This is a genomic window from Verrucomicrobiia bacterium (assembly GCA_035629175.1).
In the GTDB taxonomy this organism is placed as follows: domain Bacteria; phylum Verrucomicrobiota; class Verrucomicrobiia; order Limisphaerales; family DASXHY01; genus DASXHY01.
Genome location: DASPIL010000040.1, coordinates 118,760 through 137,932, shown reverse-complemented (window position 1 = coordinate 137,932; position 19,173 = coordinate 118,760). Strand labels below are relative to the sequence as shown.

Here is a 19,173-nt window from a genome sequence, read left to right as displayed (position 1 = left end):
AAAGCTGAAGATGGCTTGGATCGTTCATGCTGCCCGCATGAGCGGTCGTGATTTTGGTTTCTCACATTCTTCTGATTCTCACCCAGCGATAACCAAACGGTTCCATTTTGAAATCGCAGCGGCCTTGGGTGATGGAATGTTCCTCGCCGCGGAGGGCATCGGAAGCAATGCCTCGTGTGACGTGATCCATTCGCAGCGCAACCTTTTGTGCGGTGCCCGTGAAGTTATGAATGGCCACCATGAGGTTTTCGTCGCCGCCGCATCCATGCGCCAGGATTTGTCGCGGCCGATTTGTGGGAAGCAGGCGAAAGGTTCCGCAACCAAATTGCGGATATTGCTGTCGCACGCGGATCATCTGTTCAACTGCATTCAGCAGCGAGCCGGGATCGCGTTGTGCGCTTTCCACATTCACGTGCCGATACGAAAAGTTTCCCGTGTCCACGACAGGTCGAAGCAGTTTGTTTTTCGGCGCGCTGGAGAATCCGCCATTGGTTTCGGAGGACCACTGCATCGGGTTGCGGACGCTGAACCGGCCGGGCTGTCGCAGGTCGTCGCCCATCCCCAGTTCCTCGCCGTACCAGAGAACGGGAGTGCCGGGCAGGGAGAAGAGGAGGCTGTAGGCGAGGAGAAGACGGCGACGGTCACCCCGCAACATCGGAGCGAGGCGGCGGCGAATGCCGCGCGCGAAAATCCTCATGCGTTTCTGCGGGGCGAAGCGGGAAAAGCAGATCTCGCGCTGCTCTTCGGAAAGGCGATCCAGGGAAAGCTCGTCGTGATTGCGCAGGAACATGCCCCACTGGCACTGCTCTGGAATGGGCGGCATTTCCGCCAGGCTTGCAGCGAGCGGCTGTGCTGATTCCTGGGCCAGCGAGAGGAACAGCGCCTGGTTTACGAGGAAGTTGAACACCATGTGCATGCGATTGTTATCGCCGTAATATTCAAGCTGATCCAGCCGCCCCACATTCGCCTCGGCCAGCATGATGGCGTCGCCCTTGACCCATGTCAGAAAGGTCCGGAATTCCTCGAGGAAGTCATAGTTGAGCGCCTGGTGCGGCTTGCCGTCGCGCATACCGTGAAGCTCCACCAGGAATGGGACAGCATCGACCCGGAATCCCGCGACTCCGAGCTTGAGCCAGAACGCCATGATCTTCTTCATCTCCTCGCGCACTGGGGGATGGTCGATGTTGAGGTCGGGCTGATGTGAATAGAACCGATGCAGGTACCAGGCCTTGACCTGTTTTTCGTAAGTCCAGATGCCCTTTTGCTCAGGCGGAAAGATGGCTTCGTGCGCGGTGTCCGGCGGTTTTTCGTAGCGCCACACGTAGTATTTGTGAAAGGGGGATGTTCGGCTGCGGCAGGCTTCCTTGAACCAGGGGTGTTCGCGCGAGGTGTGATTGAGCACAAGATCGACCATTACGCGCATCTTGTGTTTTTGCGCCTCATCCGTGAATTGCACGAAGTCGCCCATGGTGCCCAGGCGTGGGTCAACGCTGTAGTAATCGGTTACGTCGTATCCATTGTCACGGTTCGGCGAGGGATAGAACGGCAGAAGCCACAAGCAGTTCACTCCCAGGGCTGCGAGATAGCGGCAGCTTTGGCGAAGCCCTTCGAAATCGCCAATGCCATCGCCGTTGGAATCCTTGAACGTATCGACGTCGAGGCTGTAGATTACGGCTTCCTGGTACCAGCGGCAGTTCATTGTGACTCCTCCGCGCTGCCTAGACCCATCATGTAGCTGATGGCGGTTCCGCTGGCGTAAACGATGAACAACATGATGGAAGCGAGGCCGAAACCAAGCTTCTGTGATTTGCTGCGGGTCACCAGTCCAACCACGGCGATCGCGGTCATGAGAATGGCGGCGTTGGAACTGACAGAATGGCTTCGTGACACGGCTTCGAGGAGCGGTCCTTTGGTGTAGGCAATGTCCTCGATCGCGAGAATTGCCAGGTTGAATGTATTGCTGCCGAACAGGTTTCCGAGCGCGAGATGAACAGCGCCGTGACGAAGCGCCGTGAAGGTTACAACGAATTCGGGAAGGGATGTGGACCAGGCAATGAAGAGTGTTCCTACAAAACTCTGCTCCAGGCCAGTTTGCTCCGCGATCCGTTCCCCGACCTTTGGAAGCCATGTGGCGGCGGCGATGATCATCAGGGCGTGAATCGAGAAACCAAGATACACCCGCTTTCGCGACGCGCGGCGGGTTGCTTCGGCTTCATCGCCGGATTCTGTTTCCGAATCCCGGCCAGACTCCATGCGAAACAACATCCGGACGGCTAGGAGATATCCGGCGAGCAGGATGGGTGTGTAGATGCCAATCCATCCGATTGATGGAACGCGATTCCCGAGCAGTAGTGAGATATTAGCGACGGCGAGGAGGGCAATGCCAAAGGCTGCGTTGAGAATGTGAGCGCGGTCGCCGGACGCAAGGATCGGTTCCTTGCGATAGATGAAATCCAGCGCCGCGATGATTGCAATGTTGATCATGCAGCTTCCCAGCACATCGCCGGCGGCGATGTCCGGCAGTTGGTGCAACGCAACCGCGGTCGTGCCCGTGATCAGTTCTGGAAGCGACGTCACAGACGCCAGCAGCACGACACCGATCCACGTGTGGCCCAGCCCGGTGATCTCAGAGATCTTGTCGGCGTAGCGTGAGAGCTTCGCACCGGTATAGGTGATCAGTGCGGCGCAGGCGAGGAACTGGAGCCAGAGCATCAAGGTTCATCCTCCGTTGTTTGGTATTCGAGGGACGAATAGTAGAGCGCCACGTCCCGCCGTTCTTCGGCTGAAAGTGTGTCGGCGGTGTAATGCATTACGTGCGAGTAAGGTGTCCCGCCGCGCGCACGCTTTTGAAAAAGGCCGAGTTGAAGTTCGAGATAACCGGCATACTGCCCGGCAAGGCGTGGATAGAATGGATTGGATTCGACAGGTGACGGTCCATGGCATTGCGCGCAGGCGGCGACACGGCGCGCGGGAATCCCACGGAGTGCAATTGTTTCGCCGCGGGCAATGGCCGCGGCATTGGTGGATGGGGACGCACGGCGCGGCAGGGCGCTGTAGTAGCGCGCGATTTCGCGCATTGCGGCATCGTCAAGTCCAGCAGCGATCGGCTCCATGATTCCGCTGTGACGCCTTTTTTCGAGATAGGCTTTCATCGAGGCATAAAGGTATTGCTCCTTCTGTCCTGCGAGTGCCGGGAAGGCTTCATTCCCACGGCCATTGCCGTCGCTCCCATGGCAACGCGCACAGTTCTGGCTGACCACGTTCCGGGTGCCCCTGGACGGCAGGAGTTCCTGCAACGGGGCGTCGTCATCAGGTGTGGCGGTGCCATGCACGAGACGCCGGTATTGCTCGCCGTCGAGTTCGGGAAGCTTCCGCAGAAATGCGACCATGTCCCACACTTCATCGTCACGGTTTTGTGAAGGCCATGCGGGCATGCCTGTGAACTTGATGCCGTGTTTCACGATGTAGAATAGTTCGGCGGGTTCAAAATCCTGTCCATGCGTGGAGAGCGGCGGCGGATTCGGAGTCATTGCAAATGCGATGCGCGGCTGCGGAACGTCGGGACTGCCATGGCAAGGGCGGCATCCAGTTTCGAAATGACCCGCGCCTTTCAGAATGCGCCATTCGTCATTCAGAGGCGGAACCTTGATTCCGATGGAATGCGTCGCAACGGAGCGCTCCTTGGAGAAGTTCAGAAACCAGCGCGTGATCGCCCAATGACGGGAACTTGCCGTGATCGGAATGATCCCGGAAGCGGCGAGAAGAAATCCGGCGGCGCCAAGCAACGCTGCGATCAGCACGCCGCGCATCACCCAGCGGCGCCGGGTTTGTCGCTTTTCAGAGCGTGCATCGCGACCGTGTGTTTCGACTTCGCGCTTCATGCGATGAATTCCGTTTTCGTCACGCGTTCCCGGAGCAAGCCCCGGCTCAGGCATAATCCGCCCGCGAGGTAGGACGCACCTCCAATCAGAATCATGATGGCGCCCCCGAGTTGCTGGTCCCCGAGCGCGGTCAGGGAATGAAAACCCTGATGATGTTCGTAGAGTGCACGCGGAGTCAGGGCGAGCAGTGCGCCGAGCAAGGTCATATGCATCGAGGTCAGGAGAAGGCCGATAATTCCGGCGCCCGTGCGATTGAAATTCCCGCGCGCGCCGCCGAATGCCGACAACCACACCAGCAATCCTGCGATCAGGAAGATTGCCTGTTCGGCAACGAATCCGCCGAGAGTATGGCGCGCGAGGTGATGCAATCCGGGAGTATGCCAGGCCCAAACCGCGATCAGCTCGGCAATCGACAAAGGCACTGGCGCAAAAAATCCGGGCCAGCGCCGCACGGGATCCCAATGGCTGTCCGCGATACCCAATGCGATGAGCGGCGCCGCGACTGCGACGACGGCCATGTGCATTGTCATGTGGACAAAGAACGCGCGTTCGGCGAATGGCCCGAGTCCCGCCCATGCGAAGAGCAGAACCGCGGCGCCGATGATGACGAGACTAACTTTCACGGCCTAGTGACATTTCCAAAAGAAGGCGAGCACGAGCGCCTCAAACAAGGTTCCGATCAAACTCAGGCCAGACAGGAGCAACGTGGCAAAGCCGAGGAACCGATGACGATCCTCGGGCGTGTCGTCGTCGTGCGGCAAGGCCGCGGTTCCGTGGGAATGTTTGCGATAGCCGCGAAAGGCGACGAATGCGATTCCTATGACAGCCAGTATTGTGTAGGTGCATATCGCGGTGCGAACGGGTCCCAGTGATTTGTCCGGCCCTGCATATTTTGCGCACCAAACTGCGGCGGTTATGTAACACAGAAGGAAATGCACCGACCAGATGATGGGCGAAATCACCAGAAGCCACAGGCTCTGACGCGGCTCTGCGACTGGATCGCTCGATTTCATTTGACCAGTGGAAATCCGCCGATGACTGCAACTGTGATCACAATTGTGACTGCCACAAAGTGCCAGTAGAGCGTGACGTTCCAGATATCGATGTCGTGTTTCGATGTCAGGCGTTGCGCCATTCGGCGCGCGATGCAGTAAAGGAGCATGACGGCCCCAACGATAACGTGGAACGCTGCCCAGATGGCCAGCAGCCAGACGATTGCGGAATACGCGTGTGCTTTGGGATCAAGCCCCGTTTGCAGTGGTCCCGCGATCATTGCGCCAGCGCCCGCCACCGCGAGCACCACGGCCAATGCCATTCCCACGTAGAAAGGCATTGCGCGATCCAGACGATTCCATCGCTTGCTCAAAAGCGTCGCACCCCACGCAGCCAGAAGCAGAGCCGCTGAAAGGGACGGCCACAACAACCCTGGCCCCCTGGCGGAGTCGGGCGGAAAATTCTCGTGGATCGTCCAATAGAAAAAGTAACCGAACACGAGGCTCACGAACGCGGTGAAGTCAGCAAGCATGGTGATGAACATCGCCCACCAGCTCACCGATTTGGGGCCCGAAAGGTACAAGGGCAGCTTGAGGCCGAGTCCGACGTCTTTGTTTTCCTTTTCGGGAATCACAGCGGTTCCCGTCCAAAGCCAGTAGCAGACAGCGAACGTGGCCACCACGGCGCTGATCAACGCAGGCCACCACCAATGATAGGTGCCGAAGATGAAGAATCCTCCCATCGTGAGCGCAGCGACGAGCGCCTTCCAACTGGGAAACGGAAGGCGGAGGCATTGCACCGGGGTGGCGTCGATGACAGAGGTGACGAGAGTCTCGCGTTTTCCTTCTTCTGCGTCGGGCAGATAAAATCTTCCCTCATCGACGTCGCGTTGGAAATTAGGCTGCTCCCAAAGGGGATAACGGCTGTCAATTTCAGGAATGGACCGCACGCCCCACGATTCGGGAGGCATATGCGGGAGCCATTCCAGCGTTCCCGCTTTCCAGGGATTCTGTTCCGAAAACGGCTGCTTGCGTTTGGGCCGGATGAGATCCCACGCAACCACGGCGATACCCGTGCCGAGGATGAAAGACCCGATGGTGGACACCAGGTTCAATCCATCGAAGCCGATTCCTTCGGGATATGTGAAAACACGCCGGGCCATGCCGCGCAATCCCGTGATGTGCATGGGCAGGAACGTGATGTTGAAGCCAATGAACATCAGCCAGAAGCCGGCTTTGCCGAGTTTGTCCGAGAGTTTCTTTCCGTTGATGAGAGGGAAGAAATAGTAGCAGCCTGCTATGATGGGAAACAGTGCGCCACCGATCAGGACATAATGAAGGTGCCCGACAACGAAGAACGTGTCGTGCGCCTGAAAATCGAACGGTGCGAGCGCGACCATCACTCCCGTGAGGCCGCCGATGATGAAGACCGCGATGCCGCCGAAGATAAACAACATCGGAACTGAGCGCGCGAGCTTCCCAGCGGCAAGTGTTGCGATGAAACAGAAGATCTGGACGCCGGTCGGGATGGCGACAGCTTCACTTGCGGCTGAAAACAATCCCAGCGAGATCCCGGGCAGGCCGGTGGTGAACATGTGATGCACCCACAACCCGAAGCTGAGAAAGCCCGTGCCAATCGCGGCAAGGACGATCCAACTGTAACCAACAATGGGGCGGCGCGCGAAGGTGGGAACGATCATTGCCACAATCGCGATGCTTGGCAGGAAGATGATGTAGACTTCTGGGTGTCCGAAGAGCCAGAACAGGTGCTGCCACAACAGGGGGTCTCCCCCGCGTGCTGCATCAAAGAACGGCCAGTTGAAGGCGCGTTCGACCTCCATCAACATGCTTCCTGCAATTAACGGTGGAAACGCGAACAGCACCATTGCAGCTGCGACGAGTACATACCAGCAGTAGAGCGGGATGAGGTTGATGCGCATTCCAGGCGGGCGGCATTTCAAGGTGCCTACGATCAGTTCGACCGCGGCGGCGATCGCAGCAATTTCGATGAATGAAAAGCCGAGCAGCCAGATATCAACGCCCAAGCCAGGTTGATATTGCGACGTGAGGGGTGGATACATGAACCAGCCGCCTTTGGGCGCGGCATCGAAGAAGATGGAGCCGCAAAGAAAAATTCCGCCGAGCAGAAAACACCAATAACCAAAAGCGGAGAGCAGGGGAAATGGAAGGTCGCGGGCGCCGAGCATTTGCGGGAGGAAAATCACGGCGATGGATTCAAAGATTGGAATCGCGAATAAGAACATCATCACGGAACCGTGCACCGTGAAGACCTGGTTGTAGGTGTCCGCCGAGAGGAATGTGTTTCCGGGAACTGCAAGTTGTATTCGGATGAGCAGTGCGAGGACGCCGCCGAAGAGAAAGAAGAGGAACGCCGTCGCGGTGTACCAAACTCCGACCTGCGTGTTGTTGACATCGGACCAATACCGCCATCCGCGCGGCGATTGCCACACTGCGCGGAGTCGATTCTGTTGCGCCTTTTGCAACTCTGCTGGCGGTGCCTCCGTGAGGGGCGAGATATCGCGATCGGGTGAACCTGGTTCGTTTTCGCGCCGCCGGCTCATTCGAGTCCTTTCAGGTATGCGGCCAGCGCGCGCTGATCAGCGGGAGGGAGCATCCCGAAAGCGGGCATGTGCGCGGCAGGTTTGATGCGGTCGGGGCTGGCGATCCACTTTTCAAGCGCGGAAAGGTCATTCGTCAGCACACCTGCGCCGAGGCTGAAGCGGCTTCCGACATGCGTCAGTTCCGGGCCCATCGTTCCAGAAGCAGGGGTTCCTCGAACGGTGTGGCAGGCGCCGCAACCGTTTTCGACGAACAGGTGTTGCCCGCGGAGCGCGTCGTCGTTGGAAGGAATCCTTGCGTCAGCGGCCTGTTGTTCAAGCCAGCTTTCGAACGCCGGCTTTTCCATGACTTCGACGATGAAACTCATCAACGCGTGCGACGCGCCGCAATATTCGGCGCAAACGCCGCGAAACAATCCTGTCCGGCTTGCCGTCAGCGCGATCGGAATGACGCGACCTGGAATCATATCACGCTTCCCCCCGAGGGACGGAATCCAGAATGCGTGGATCACATTGGAACTCATCAATTCGAATTGCACGGGTTCGTTGACAGGAATCCGGATTTCATTGGCGAGTTCGACGAGACGCCCCTCGCGTTCATACTGCACCCGCCACCACCACTGTTCGCCAATGACCCTGATTCGCAGACTTCCAGCGGGTGCGGGTGCGACCATCGCGGGCAGCATTGCAAGACCGTAAGTAAGTAAAACAGCCAGCACGACAGTTGGGATCAGCGTTCCCCCAACGACGATCAACATCCGACTGCGCCCCGCATTCTTTGCGGGATCGGGTTCGACGCGGATCGCGTAGATCGTCAGCGCGATCATGGCGAGCCAGATAATGGCGGTGCCGGCGGTCATCCACCAAAAGAGTGCGCCAAGGCTTTGCGCCTGTGGGCCGGCGGGATCGAGCGCGGACTGAGGGCCGGAGCATCCGCTGAATAAACCCATGGCAACGCAGGAGAATCCGCGCCATGTGCGAGAAATCAGATGAGGTCGTGTTGCGCGCCGGCTCCGCATCGGTGACCGAGGCTTGCGTGTGGTGCTTGAAGTTGGAAGTGGGTTGATTGCCCGTGAGGCCGGCGGAAGCCGCTGGCTTGATCGCGCGAATGGGGCTTGAGCCGTTGGTGCTGTTCGTGTTCCCTTGGCGCGTGAGATTGCACCGGACCCGCGCAAAGCCGTTGACTGTCACCCGCCGAACGCGCGCTGCGTCTGTTGCTGAATCCAAGAACACCGAATCCGGCTCCAACCGCCGGTAAAAAACAGAAACCTATGAACGAGTCCAACCTCTCCCGCAGAAAATTTATCAACAGCGTGGCCCTCGCCAGCGCAGCCGTTTCCACCGTTCCGCTATTCAATATCAGCGCTCAAAATGCGCCACGGAAGTTCCGAATCGGGGTGATTGGCTGCGGTGGACGCGGCACGGGCGCCATGAATGATATCACCGAAGCCGGGAAGATACTGGGCCACGAAATTGAAATCTATGCGCTGGCGGACTTCATGCCGGACCGGGCACAGGCCGCCGCCAAGAAGTACAACGTTGCCGCGGAACGCGTCTTCACGGGACCTGCCTCATACCACGATCTCGTTTCGCAGCCCGTGGACATCGTTGTTCTCGCGACACCGCCGAATTTTCGACCCGTCCATTTCGAAGCCGCGGTCAAAGCGGGAAAACACATTTTTATCGAGAAACCCGTGGCGGTGGATCCCGTTGGCGCGCGCAAGGTCATCGAGCTGGGCGCTGAAGCTCAAAAAAAGGGATTGTCTGTTGTCGCGGGCACGCAACGGCGCCACAGCGGAAATTACATGCGGAACCAGCGTGCGATCGCCGAAGGCGCGATTGGCCGGATCACGGGCGGGACAGTCAGCTGGTGCATGGGCAGCCTCTGGTTTCGCAGGCGCCAGGAAAATGACACTGACGCGAGCTATATGATTCGGAATTGGACGAGCTTCGTTGAAACCTCGGGTGACCATATCGTCGAGCAGCACGTTCACAACCTCGACGTGGCGAACTGGTTTATCGGGCGGACGCCAGTCTCCGCGGTTGGATTCGGCTCGCGCGCGCGGCGGCAGACGGGCAACCAGTTTGATTTCTTCAGCGTGGATTATAATTACGGCGAGGATTGCCACATCCACAGCATGTGCCGCCAGGTGAATGGATGTTACGATTCCGTGGGTGAATTCTTTATTGGCACGGAAGGAGCGACGTATGGCGGCGGCCGCATGCAATCGGCGAAGCTCGGGGGGTTGAAAATTCCTGAGTTCAAGACGCACAACAACGGCCAGGTCCAGGAACAGGTGGATCTGCTTGACAGTATTGTGAAAGGCAAACCGCTGAACGAAACGCGTGACGTTGCGGAATCGACGCTGACTGCCTTGATGGGACGCATCGCTGCCTACACAGGGCAGCTCGTGCGCTGGAGCGATCTCGTCAGCAATACGAGTTCGCAATGGTACAATCTTTCTCTTTCGCCATCGGCTGCCGATTTTGAGAGCGGAAAGGTGGTCGCGCCGCAGGAGGTTTTCCCGATTCCTGGGGAGGCAGCGAAAGGTTAAGAGTTTCGCGGATTTTCAAGGCGCTGGGCGAAGGCTCAGCGCCTTTGCTTTTGAGGCCGATGCTGTCGCTTGTACGGACGTTCGTCCGCACAACACCGCAGCAGATCGGTCTTGAGTTCGGCCGGTGAACTTTTAGTTTCGGAGCGTCACAGACACATGGCCGACGAACCCATCAATTGCCCCCAGCCGCTGCTCTCCGGCCATTCGCTGCCTTCTCCCGAATATCACATTGTTGTCCTGCTGGTGGATCATCAGCCTTCGGTGAGCGAAAATATCCGGCTGGCACTCGCCAACCAGACCGACATCGATTTCCATTTTTGCCAGAAGGCCGGCGATGCACTTGCGGCAGCGAACCAGTTGAAGCCCACGGTTATCTTGCTCGACCTCGTGATGCCGGATGCGGACGGATTGATGCTGGTGAACCAGTTTCGGGCGAATCCGCCGACGCGCGAGACTCCGATCATCGTCTTGTCGAGCAACGACAACCCGCACGTAAAAAGCCATGCGTTTGCAGTCGGAGCCAACGATTACCTGATCAAACTGCCCGATCGGATCGAGTTGATTGCGCGGATTCGTTACCACTCCAAGGCGTATTTGAACCAGTTGCAGCGGGACGCGGCGTATCGCGCGCTGCGCGAGAGCCAGCAGCAGTGGATTGAAAGCAACCGGGCGCTGATCTCACTGAACCAGAAACTGGAGGAAGCCACGCTCGCGAAGTCGGAATTTCTCGCGAACATGAGCCATGAAATCCGAACGCCAATGAATGGCGTTATCGGAATGACGGCATTGCTGCTGGACACGGAGTTGACGGATGAGCAGCGCGAGTATGTGGAGGCGACGCGCAGCAGTGCGGACGCCTTGTTGACGATCATCAACGACATCCTGGACTTCTCCAAGATTGAATCGGGCAAACTGGAACTGGAACATCATCCCTTCGAATTGCACACGTGCGTGGAGGAAGCGCTGGATCTGCTCGCACCGAAGGCCGCGGAGAAGCATCTCGATCTCGCATACCTCGTCGACGATGCGATCCCAAAGATCCTCGTGGGCGATGTCACCCGCCTGCGGCAGATCATTGTCAACCTGGTTGGCAATGCAGTGAAGTTCACGCATGAAGGCGAGGTGGTGATCCAGGTCCGTCCCACCGCCCGCGGCACCCGCGTGCTCGAGCCGAATCACAAACAGGACACTGAATTCCTTCGCCATCCCGAGCAGTGGTTGCTGCATTTTTCCGTTCACGACACGGGCATCGGCATCGCAGTCGACAAGCAGGATCGGTTGTTCAAGTCGTTCCAGCAGGTGGATGCATCGACCACGCGGCATTACGGCGGGACCGGCCTTGGCCTTGCGATTTGCAAGCGGCTGTCGGAATTGATGGGTGGGAAGATCTGGGTGGAAAGCGCTGAAGGGCGTGGCGCCACGTTTCATTTCACCATTGCGGTACGAGCCGCGCAGGCCAACGCACCCGCCCACTGGCAGTCGCAACAACCGCAACTCGTGGGCAAGCGATTGTTGATCGTCGAGGATAATTCCACCAATGCCGGGTTGATGCGTCATCGGGCGGAGCAGTGGGGAATGACGGTTTCGGTGGCGGGGCACAGCAATTCGGCGATGACCCTGGTGCGGGAGAAAGGACCGTTCGACGTTGCCATCATCGACATGCAGCTTCCGGGCAAGGATGGACTGGTTCTCGCGGAGGAGATGCGTCAAGTGCCGGAGTCGGACGAGATGCCGATGATTTTGTTATCCGGGGTCCGGTTGCGTGGGGATGACGAACGGCCGATGAAGGCCGGCATTACCGTTTACGTTCACAAGCCCATCAGGCCCAGCCAGTTGCTCGATGCGATTTGTCGCGCGTTGAACATCCAATTGCAGCGGGAAAAGAAGGCGCCGACTGCTCCCGTTCTGGATGCGGGTTTTGCACAGCGCCTGCCACTGCGATTGCTTCTCGCCGATGACAACCCGATCAATCAGAAGGTCGGCCTTAGCGTGCTGCAGAAGCTCGGATATCGCGCAGACGTTGCGAACAACGGCGTCGAAGTCCTGCAGGCGCTCGAACGAAAGGCGTATGACATCATATTTCTGGACGTGCAAATGCCGGAAATGGATGGGCTTGAAGCAACGCGGCAGATCTGCAGCCGCTGGCCGCAGGAGAAGAGGCCCTGCATCATTGCCATGACGGGAAACGCTTTGCTCGGGGATCGCGAGAAGTGCCTGGAGGCTGGAATGGACGACTACATCACCAAGCCTGTCCGCATCGCGGAATTGCAGAATGCCTTGGAACGCTGGGGGCCGGCGCGCAAACGGAAGTTCGAAACCGCCTTCCTGCTTCGGGCACCCGTCGCACCACGCCACGAATTCCTGGATGAATCGATTCTCGATGAACTAGGCGAAATGCCGCCGTCAAACGGCGTCAGCATCGTGCGCGAATTGGTGGATTTATTCCTCGAAGGCGCGCCGCAAAGGATCGCGATGATCCACGATTCCTTGAAGGATCCAGTGAAGCTGGCGTTCAACGCCCACGCGTTGAAAAGCATGAGCTTGAACCTTGGCGCGAAGCGGGTCGTGGAACTGGCGCAGCAACTGGAGGAGCTGGGGCGCGCCGGAGCGCTGGATCAGGCCGCGACACTGGCGCAGGCATTGGACCAGGCTTTCAGCCAGACGAAGGTTCACTTGTTGCCGTTCCGCGACAAGTGACAGCACGACGGATCGTAATGATCGTGGACGCCGGCATTTTCCAATTGCCCTTTGCGGCGAATGAATTTAACTGGACTGCATGACGATCTGGATTTTAGCCGTGCTGCTGGTGGCTTCGTTGATTGGCCTCGGGTTGCGTCAAGGTGCCATACGCGTGGCTGCGTCGTTTGTGGGAATTGTCCTCGGAACTTTGCTCGCCGGACCGATTGGAAATCTTCTCAAGCCGGTGTTCAGCGCGATAGGAATGAAGAACCCCGTCCTGCTTTGGTTTGTTCCTGCGCTGTTGGTCTTTGTCCTTATCTTGACCCTTTCGAAGGTCGCGGGGCTGTTCATCCACAAGAAGGTTGAAGTTCATTACAAATACAAGGCGGGGGATCTGCGGCTGGCACTTTGGGAACGGTTGAATTCAAGGCTCGGAATGTGCCTGGGCACCTTGAATGCCATCGCATACATGGTTTTGGTCTCGCAGGCGATTTACATGCTGAGCTACTGGACATTTCAGGCGCAGACTGATTCCGATGCGCGGAGCGTGCGCATGGTGAATCGGCTCGGAAAAGACCTGCAAGGGACAGGAATGTCGAAAGTCGCCAAATCCGTCGATGACACGCCGGCTGAATATTATGATGCCGCCGACGTGGCGGGCCTGCTCTTCCAGACACCTGCGTTGGAGCAGCGGCTTCAGCGTTATCCCGGGTTGCTTGGTCTGGCGGAGCGGCCGGAGCTTCAGGACCTCGCCAATGACGAAGGGTTCTCACAGTTGCGCGAGCAGGGCGCCTCTATTTCCGAGGTGCTGAAATATCCGAAGGTCCAGGCCATTTTGAACAACCGCGAGGTTGTTAAGAGTATTGAATCGGCGATCTTGCCGAACCTGAAGGATCTTCACGGGTTCCTTACGAATGGAACATCGACAAAGTACACGGAACGGATCCTCGGACGATGGACTTTTGATGTGAACGGCAGTCTGGGGCTGTTTCGCCGCGAAAAGCCGACGATGTCCTCGAGAGAAATGGCGCAACGCAAGGCGCTTTTGACAGCGGCAGCGTCGGGCGGAGTTCTCATTGTCACGCCTGAGCAGCAGGTATTCTTCAAGGGCATTCCTTTTGCCCGGTCCGGCACCCTTGCCCCGAATATCCAATCAAACCAGGGCGAGTGGAAGGAGCAGAGCGGGACGTATCAGTTCACGGTGACGATTGACGGCAAGACTGAACAATTGTCTGCGGAGATTCACGGCAGCCGGTTGCAGGTGACTGGCGGAGAACTGCTCGGCCTGGCATTCTCGCGCGAAGAATAGGGGATCTGGCGCCGCGATGTCCTGCTGCACACGTGAGCCCGCTCGTGTGGCTCGTATGAGGGGGGACCCGGGATAAGGCCGAGACTGCAAAGATCTCTTCCGCGTTGATAAGGGGACGGCGATCCGCGTGATGCTCTAGACCGGCTTCATAGACCGGATTCAATTTGCCGGCACCACCCAGTTGTTTGCGGGAAGGGCGTTGAGGCGGCCCGGGCGGAATTCGAAAAGGCTTTCAAGGCTGGCCTCTGCAGGACTGGTATTCAGCGTCGGTTCGTCTGCTGAAAGCGCATCGGCGGAAGCCATTGCGACACCGGGAGTAAAGCCGCCATGACCGCCGCTGGGAAGCGGCTGCAATCCGGTTGCCGTGGCAACCCCGGCGGTCTCCTCAGCATTCACAAACCCCGATATCAAAACCGCGCATACGGAGGCACCGAGTGCGCCCGCAAAGATCGGCTTGGCTTCCAACATCGCCCAAAGGCGCTCGATCCAGCTCGACGGAACTTTTTCGCCCGAATCCCCGGTTTTGATGCGCACAATGACTTCGCGGGAGAAATGGTGAAAGTATCCGGGGGGCGGCTGCTCGTGGCGTTTGAGGGCGAGAAGCTGACGCAACTGCTTAAAGTCTTGTGAATCCGGGTTCATACAACGTGCTCAAAAAAACAATGTGCTCACTAGCTACTTCAAATAATCGGACAGGTAACCCTGAAGCTGCTGGCGGGCATAAAAGAGCCGTGAGCGGACGGTTCCAATATTGCATTCCATGATTTTCGCAATTTCTTCATGGGACAGGCCCTGCACATCGTGCAACGTCACTACCAATCGATGATGTTCTGACAGGCGTTGCATGGCCTCGTTCAATTTTTCCTGCAATTCCGTCAGGTTCACTTCACGCCGTGGCGTTTTGTCGGATATCAATGAAACCAGGTCGGGATCATTCTCCGCGTTGAAGTCCAAATCGTTGAGGCTCAAGTGGGTGCGATTCTTCCGCTGCTTGAGGAAGTTGATCGTTTTGTTCACCGCGATCCGGTAGACCCACGTATAAAAGCTGGAACCGCCTTTGAAAGAATTGAGCGCGTGATACGCTTTGATGAACGCCTCCTGCGCGAGATCGTTGGCATCTTCATGGTTGCCCGTCATGTGATATACGGTGGCGTAAATACGCTGCTGGTAACGCTGGACCAGGTCATCGTAAGCAGCCATGTCACCCTTGCGCGCCCGTGCGACCAACTGCATTTCATCCGAAGCAGGTGCGCTTGATGATTCCTCGGCAGCGACTGGACCCGCGGGGATTGCCGGCTCCGGAGCGTGGGCTTTCGGCGCTTTGCCGGTTTCCGGATCGGTCATAATCGTCATAGACCGATGTCAGGCGCCGTGAGCGCATCCGTTTGGCGATCCAAATAGCTGGTCAGGCCGAGCAGGGACGCGCGGCCATGGGATTCGGGCAAGGTCCCGAGCAATTGCCGGGCTTTGAGAAGATACTGGTGAATCGTCTCCGCGGAAGGAGCGAGCGCATCGTATCGGGCCAGCATGGCACTTACGACAGCAAATCCGCTCGGTTTCCAGTCGCGAATCAGTTCCTGGAGCTGGCGGCGCTCGGGATCGGTCGCCCGTTCCCAGAGCAGGAGCATCGGCAGCGTCAGCTTTCCTTTTGCGAGGTCGGTTCCAAGGGACTTGCCAGCAACGGCTTCCGATCCAAACAAATCGACGCAATCATCGTAAACCTGGTAGGCAGTTCCAAAAACCATTCCAAACTGCCTCAAGGCATTGCGCTGGCTGGGTGTGGCGCCCGCGAGAAAAGCGGCGAGGTCGCAGGAGAGGGAAAACAACTCGGCCGTCTTCATTTCCAGCACGCGGAAATATTCCCCTTTGGAAAATTGGAAGTTGCGACGTTGCTGAGTTTGAAGGATTTCGCCCGAGCAGACGGTGTTGGTGGCCATTGCGACCGCGCGGCAGATTTCTGGAGTTGGGAAACTTGCCGCCAGCTTCAAGGCCTGCGCAAAAAGGCAGTCGCCGAACAACACCGCAATTTCATTACCCCAATTTGCCGCCATGGTGGGGCGTCCCCGCCGAATCTCTCCCTCGTCCATCACATCGTCGTGAACGAGAGTTGCGAGGTGAACCATCTCGATTATGACCGCAACCGTCACGTGGGCATCAGACATCTTTCCCAGTGAATTGGCGGAAAGAGCGACTAACGCGGGTCGAAGATTCTTTCCATTGCCATTCAGCGAATACTCGGCATAAGGCGCGATTGCTGGATCGAACTCATCGACCTGCTTGCGAAGGCGAAGATGAACGGCTTCGAGGAACGGTTCTACGGGTTCAACGATCTGCTTCCAAGATAACGCTGCTTCTGAGCTTAAACCCTCGGTAGCAGGCGCCGTCCCCACGTTGGATTCAGCAGCTAACATGCGCGAGCAATCTAAAGTTGGGCTCAGATCAAGTCAAACCTGTTGATGATCAGGCCACAGCAAATTCGAGCCAGAGTGACACGCGACAACGGATTGAGAGTTGCAGACGCTTTCGACGGAGTGCAGCGGCTTCGGTCATAGCGAGCGGGCGTGCTCATGGTCGAACCGCTCGGTTTTGCCCGTTTCCGTTTCCGCGGCGTTCGGTATGTTGTGGGCGTGCAGTCGCTTGATTCGCAGCTTTCGCCTGTGCTCAACCAGGTGGTAGTCCCTGATCTCTGGCAGCAGCAGGCGGTCACCGCTTTGCGCGAAGGCAAGGACGTGGTCGTCCACGCTCCGACGGGTGCGGGAAAGACGTTGATCTTTGAACTCTGGTCCAACCAGGGGAAGAATCGCTGCCAGGCCATTTACACGGTTCCCACGCGTGCCCTTGCCAACGACAAACTTGCAGAGTGGCGGGCGCGCGGCTGGGATGTGGGTATTGCGACGGGCGATCTCTCAGAAAACCTGGACGCACCCATCCTCGTTGCGACTCTTGAAACACAGAAGAACCGTTTGATTCGCGGCGACGGTCCCGCGCTGCTGGTTGTGGATGAATACCAGATGATTCGGGACCCTGATCGCGGGCTGAATTATGAGCTGGCGCTGGCCCTGGCTCCGCCGCAGACGCAGCTGTTGCTCCTGAGTGGGAGCGTGGAAAATCCACAGGACGTCACGCGCTGGCTGCAACGTCTCGGGCGCAAGGCGATCATGGTGCGTTACGAGCATCGTCCCGTTCCGCTTGAAGAAGTTCACGGCAAACAGCTGAGTTACCATGTCCCGAGCGAGGTGAGGGGATACTGGCCGCGATTGCTTGCGAAGGCGCTGGCGGAAGACCTCGGGCCGGTCCTGGTGTTCGCCCCGCGCCGTCAATCAGCCGAATCGATGGCGGCCGAACTCGCGCGGCAGCTGCCGAATCCGAACCCGTTGCAGCTGAGTGTCGAACAGAAGTTGATCGTTGGGGATCACCTGACAAAGCTTTTGAAGAGCCGCGTCTGCTTTCATCACAGCGGGCTGAGTTATGCGGCGCGCGCGGGTGTGATCGAACCTCTCGCCAAGGCAGGCCAGCTTCGCGTCGTGGTGGCAACCATGGGACTTGCGGCGGGAATCAACTTCTCCTTGCGGAGCGTGGCACTCGCGGCGGATTCGTATCGACGCGATAATATCGAACACCCGCTGCGTTCGGACGAGATTCTTCAGATGTTTGGCCGCGCCGGGCGGCGCGGCCTGGACGAGACGGGGTACGTGATCATATCGGCAAACGAGCTGCGCCTGCTCGATGCGCGGGCGTGTCATTTGTCGCGGACAGGTGCCGTGGATTGGGGCGCCTTGCTGAACCTGATGGCCGTGGCCGCGCAGAATGAGCGGGATCCTTTTGCCGAGGCAGTGAGGGTGCAGGAGCGCCTGTTCACGGTGAGGCCGATCTTTCTGGGCGTGGAAGAGTCGCTCAAACATCCAATTGTGCCGTGCGGGTTGAAGACCGATGCGGAGCGCGCGAGGCACGTGCGGCGGCTGGTTCGCGAGATGGTGAACAGCCGCGGTGAGTGGGAGCCGACTCCTGCACCCCTCGAAAGGTCTTTGCGGGAGGTTTTCATTGCGTCGCCCGCAATGCCAGAGCCTTCGATGCAATCAGGATTGGAAACCGGCGGAGGCGATGGGAACGCGGTGAAGCAGAACGAAATGACGGTCAAGTTGCGATCCGTTTTGAGCGAGTCTGCGGCGCTGGAGAAAATTGGAACGGGAATTCTCACACCCATTGGCCACGAGAACGGACTGAGGATCTACGGCCGCGCTTCGACGGTTGCGGATCAGTTGCAGGACAATCGATTGATTATTGCGAAATGGGTGCGGCGCCTGACCAATTGGGAGGGACGCCAGACGACACCTGAACTTTGGGAGACGCAGATTGTGCCGTTGCTGTCACGGAAGCTGGAACAACTGAGGACGCCCGTGGTGCGATTTGAACAGCAGGGGCACAAGATCATCACGCTGGTGAGCCTGGCGAATCTCACGATGCGGGTTCCTGTCGATCGCCATGGCGTTGCGTTGTGGCGCCCGCGCGAGCGCGAAGTGTTGCCGTATGACTGCGCTGAATGCTCGCTGGTGCCGGTCTGCAAACGGTTATCGACGGCGACGGGCACCGCGCTACTCTGGCGCCGCTTGAACCTTGTCGATGCGGCTGGAGTTCCAACGCTTCGAGGCCGGCTTGTCAGTTTTTTCTCACAGGGCGACGGTCTTGCCATCTCCGCGGCTCTTGAGGATGAGGGTTACCCCTTGGAGGAGTTGATCTATGACCTCGCGAACCTGGACGCAGGATTCCGGTTTTGTGGCGACGACAATCGTTGGAGCGGCAGGCTCGCGATTGCGTGCCATCAAAAGTTCGGTTTGCAGAGCATCCCGGGTTATCTCGATAACGGAATGCCGCCAAAATATGGCGCCGGAGCCGAAGCCGTTGTAGCTGCGGTGCATCGCAATCCCGCGAGCAAACACGCCTGGGTTACTGATCGAACAGGGGCGGGGGATATTGACCGAATCATCATTGAGTGGCGCAGCCTCTTGCGACAGATCACGCATGCGCCGAGTCTTGAATGGCCACGATGGGAGGCTCTTCAGGGCCTGGCGAAAACCACATTGAACGAAACGCAATCTCCGACGCTCACGGAACTTCCCCCTCTGGAGTACCATCAGACCCGTCGCGTAGACCATCGATTGCACCTCAGGCGGCATTAAC

The 19,173-nt window shown here is 58.2% G+C and carries 14 protein-coding genes; 4 read left to right on the top strand and 10 right to left on the bottom strand.

Annotation, left to right across the window (positions count from 1 at the left end; genetic code table 11):
* Positions 1-61: 61 nt before the first annotated feature.
* The 7 genes from VEH04_06870 to coxB are packed head-to-tail and all read right to left on the bottom strand — an operon-like array spanning position 62 to position 8,402.
* Entirely contained in the window at positions 62-1,699 is a 1,638-nt protein-coding gene (locus VEH04_06870) for an alpha-amylase family protein (protein ID HYG22490.1), read from the bottom strand.
* Positions 1,696-2,712 (bottom strand): sodium:calcium antiporter, encoded by a 1,017-nt coding sequence (locus VEH04_06865; GenBank protein ID HYG22489.1) that lies wholly within the window; start codon positions 2,710-2,712, stop codon positions 1,696-1,698. Before VEH04_06865 ends, VEH04_06870 begins: the two co-directional genes overlap by 4 nt.
* Entirely contained in the window at positions 2,712-3,881 is a 1,170-nt protein-coding gene (locus tag VEH04_06860; GenBank protein HYG22488.1) for a c-type cytochrome, read from the bottom strand. The genes VEH04_06865 and VEH04_06860 overlap by 1 nt, the downstream gene beginning before the upstream one ends.
* Positions 3,878-4,504, bottom strand: a complete 627-nt coding sequence (locus VEH04_06855) for a cytochrome c oxidase assembly protein (GenBank protein ID HYG22487.1) — start codon at positions 4,502-4,504, stop codon at positions 3,878-3,880. The genes VEH04_06860 and VEH04_06855 overlap by 4 nt, the downstream gene beginning before the upstream one ends.
* Positions 4,505-4,507: 3 nt before the next feature.
* Positions 4,508-4,894 (bottom strand): hypothetical protein, encoded by a 387-nt coding sequence (locus VEH04_06850; protein ID HYG22486.1) that lies wholly within the window; start codon positions 4,892-4,894, stop codon positions 4,508-4,510.
* Entirely contained in the window at positions 4,891-7,455 is a 2,565-nt protein-coding gene (gene ctaD / locus VEH04_06845; protein HYG22485.1) for a cytochrome c oxidase subunit I, read from the bottom strand. Before ctaD ends, VEH04_06850 begins: the two co-directional genes overlap by 4 nt.
* Complete coding sequence (coxB, locus tag VEH04_06840; GenBank protein ID HYG22484.1) at positions 7,452-8,402, bottom strand: cytochrome c oxidase subunit II; 951 nt, start codon at positions 8,400-8,402, stop codon at positions 7,452-7,454. Before coxB ends, ctaD begins: the two co-directional genes overlap by 4 nt.
* 321 nt (positions 8,403-8,723) lie before the next feature.
* On the opposite strand from coxB, the gene VEH04_06835 reads away from it, so the two are divergent.
* The 3 genes from VEH04_06835 to VEH04_06825 all read left to right on the top strand — a co-directional run bounded on the left by VEH04_06835 (position 8,724) and on the right by VEH04_06825 (position 13,995).
* Positions 8,724-10,007: a Gfo/Idh/MocA family oxidoreductase gene (locus VEH04_06835; GenBank protein HYG22483.1), complete on the top strand. Its 1,284-nt coding sequence runs from the start codon at positions 8,724-8,726 to the stop codon at positions 10,005-10,007.
* Positions 10,008-10,163: 156 nt separating this feature from the next.
* Positions 10,164-12,704: a response regulator gene (locus tag VEH04_06830; GenBank protein HYG22482.1), complete on the top strand. Its 2,541-nt coding sequence runs from the start codon at positions 10,164-10,166 to the stop codon at positions 12,702-12,704.
* 79 nt (positions 12,705-12,783) lie between these two features.
* Positions 12,784-13,995 (top strand): CvpA family protein, encoded by a 1,212-nt coding sequence (locus VEH04_06825; GenBank protein ID HYG22481.1) that lies wholly within the window; start codon positions 12,784-12,786, stop codon positions 13,993-13,995.
* A gap of 159 nt (positions 13,996-14,154) precedes the next feature.
* Here the strand turns inward: VEH04_06825 and VEH04_06820 are convergent, their stop codons facing one another.
* The 3 genes from VEH04_06820 to VEH04_06810 are packed head-to-tail and all read right to left on the bottom strand — an operon-like array spanning position 14,155 to position 16,406.
* Entirely contained in the window at positions 14,155-14,637 is a 483-nt protein-coding gene (locus tag VEH04_06820; protein ID HYG22480.1) for a hypothetical protein, read from the bottom strand.
* A 33-nt stretch (positions 14,638-14,670) separates the two neighbouring features.
* Positions 14,671-15,348 (bottom strand): sigma-70 family RNA polymerase sigma factor, encoded by a 678-nt coding sequence (locus VEH04_06815; GenBank protein ID HYG22479.1) that lies wholly within the window; start codon positions 15,346-15,348, stop codon positions 14,671-14,673.
* Positions 15,345-16,406 (bottom strand): polyprenyl synthetase family protein, encoded by a 1,062-nt coding sequence (locus VEH04_06810; protein HYG22478.1) that lies wholly within the window; start codon positions 16,404-16,406, stop codon positions 15,345-15,347. The genes VEH04_06815 and VEH04_06810 overlap by 4 nt, the downstream gene beginning before the upstream one ends.
* Before the next feature lie 156 nt (positions 16,407-16,562).
* Here VEH04_06810 and VEH04_06805 point away from each other — a divergent pair, with 156 nt between their 5' ends.
* Complete coding sequence (locus VEH04_06805; protein ID HYG22477.1) at positions 16,563-19,172, top strand: DEAD/DEAH box helicase; 2,610 nt, start codon at positions 16,563-16,565, stop codon at positions 19,170-19,172.
* The last annotated feature ends 1 nt before the right edge of the window (position 19,173 follow it).

Excerpts from the sequence above, each read along its gene's own strand:
- VEH04_06815 (HYG22479.1), bottom strand. The coding sequence starts at position 15,348 with ATGACGATTATGACCGATCCGGAAACCGGCAAAGCGCCGAAAGCCCAC.
- VEH04_06830 (HYG22482.1), top strand. The coding sequence starts at position 10,164 with ATGGCCGACGAACCCATCAATTGCCCCCAGCCGCTGCTCTCCGGCCAT.
- VEH04_06805 (HYG22477.1), top strand. The coding sequence starts at position 16,563 with ATGGTCGAACCGCTCGGTTTTGCCCGTTTCCGTTTCCGCGGCGTTCGG.
- ctaD (HYG22485.1), bottom strand. The coding sequence starts at position 7,455 with ATGAGCCGGCGGCGCGAAAACGAACCAGGTTCACCCGATCGCGATATC.
- VEH04_06865 (HYG22489.1), bottom strand. The coding sequence starts at position 2,712 with ATGCTCTGGCTCCAGTTCCTCGCCTGCGCCGCACTGATCACCTATACC.
- VEH04_06820 (HYG22480.1), bottom strand. The coding sequence starts at position 14,637 with ATGAACCCGGATTCACAAGACTTTAAGCAGTTGCGTCAGCTTCTCGCC.
- VEH04_06860 (HYG22488.1), bottom strand. The coding sequence starts at position 3,881 with ATGAAGCGCGAAGTCGAAACACACGGTCGCGATGCACGCTCTGAAAAG.
- coxB (HYG22484.1), bottom strand. The coding sequence starts at position 8,402 with ATGGGTTTATTCAGCGGATGCTCCGGCCCTCAGTCCGCGCTCGATCCC.
- VEH04_06810 (HYG22478.1), bottom strand. The coding sequence starts at position 16,406 with ATGTTAGCTGCTGAATCCAACGTGGGGACGGCGCCTGCTACCGAGGGT.
- VEH04_06870 (HYG22490.1), bottom strand. The coding sequence starts at position 1,699 with ATGAACTGCCGCTGGTACCAGGAAGCCGTAATCTACAGCCTCGACGTC.
- VEH04_06850 (HYG22486.1), bottom strand. The coding sequence starts at position 4,894 with ATGAAATCGAGCGATCCAGTCGCAGAGCCGCGTCAGAGCCTGTGGCTT.
- VEH04_06835 (HYG22483.1), top strand. The coding sequence starts at position 8,724 with ATGAACGAGTCCAACCTCTCCCGCAGAAAATTTATCAACAGCGTGGCC.
- VEH04_06825 (HYG22481.1), top strand. The coding sequence starts at position 12,784 with ATGACGATCTGGATTTTAGCCGTGCTGCTGGTGGCTTCGTTGATTGGC.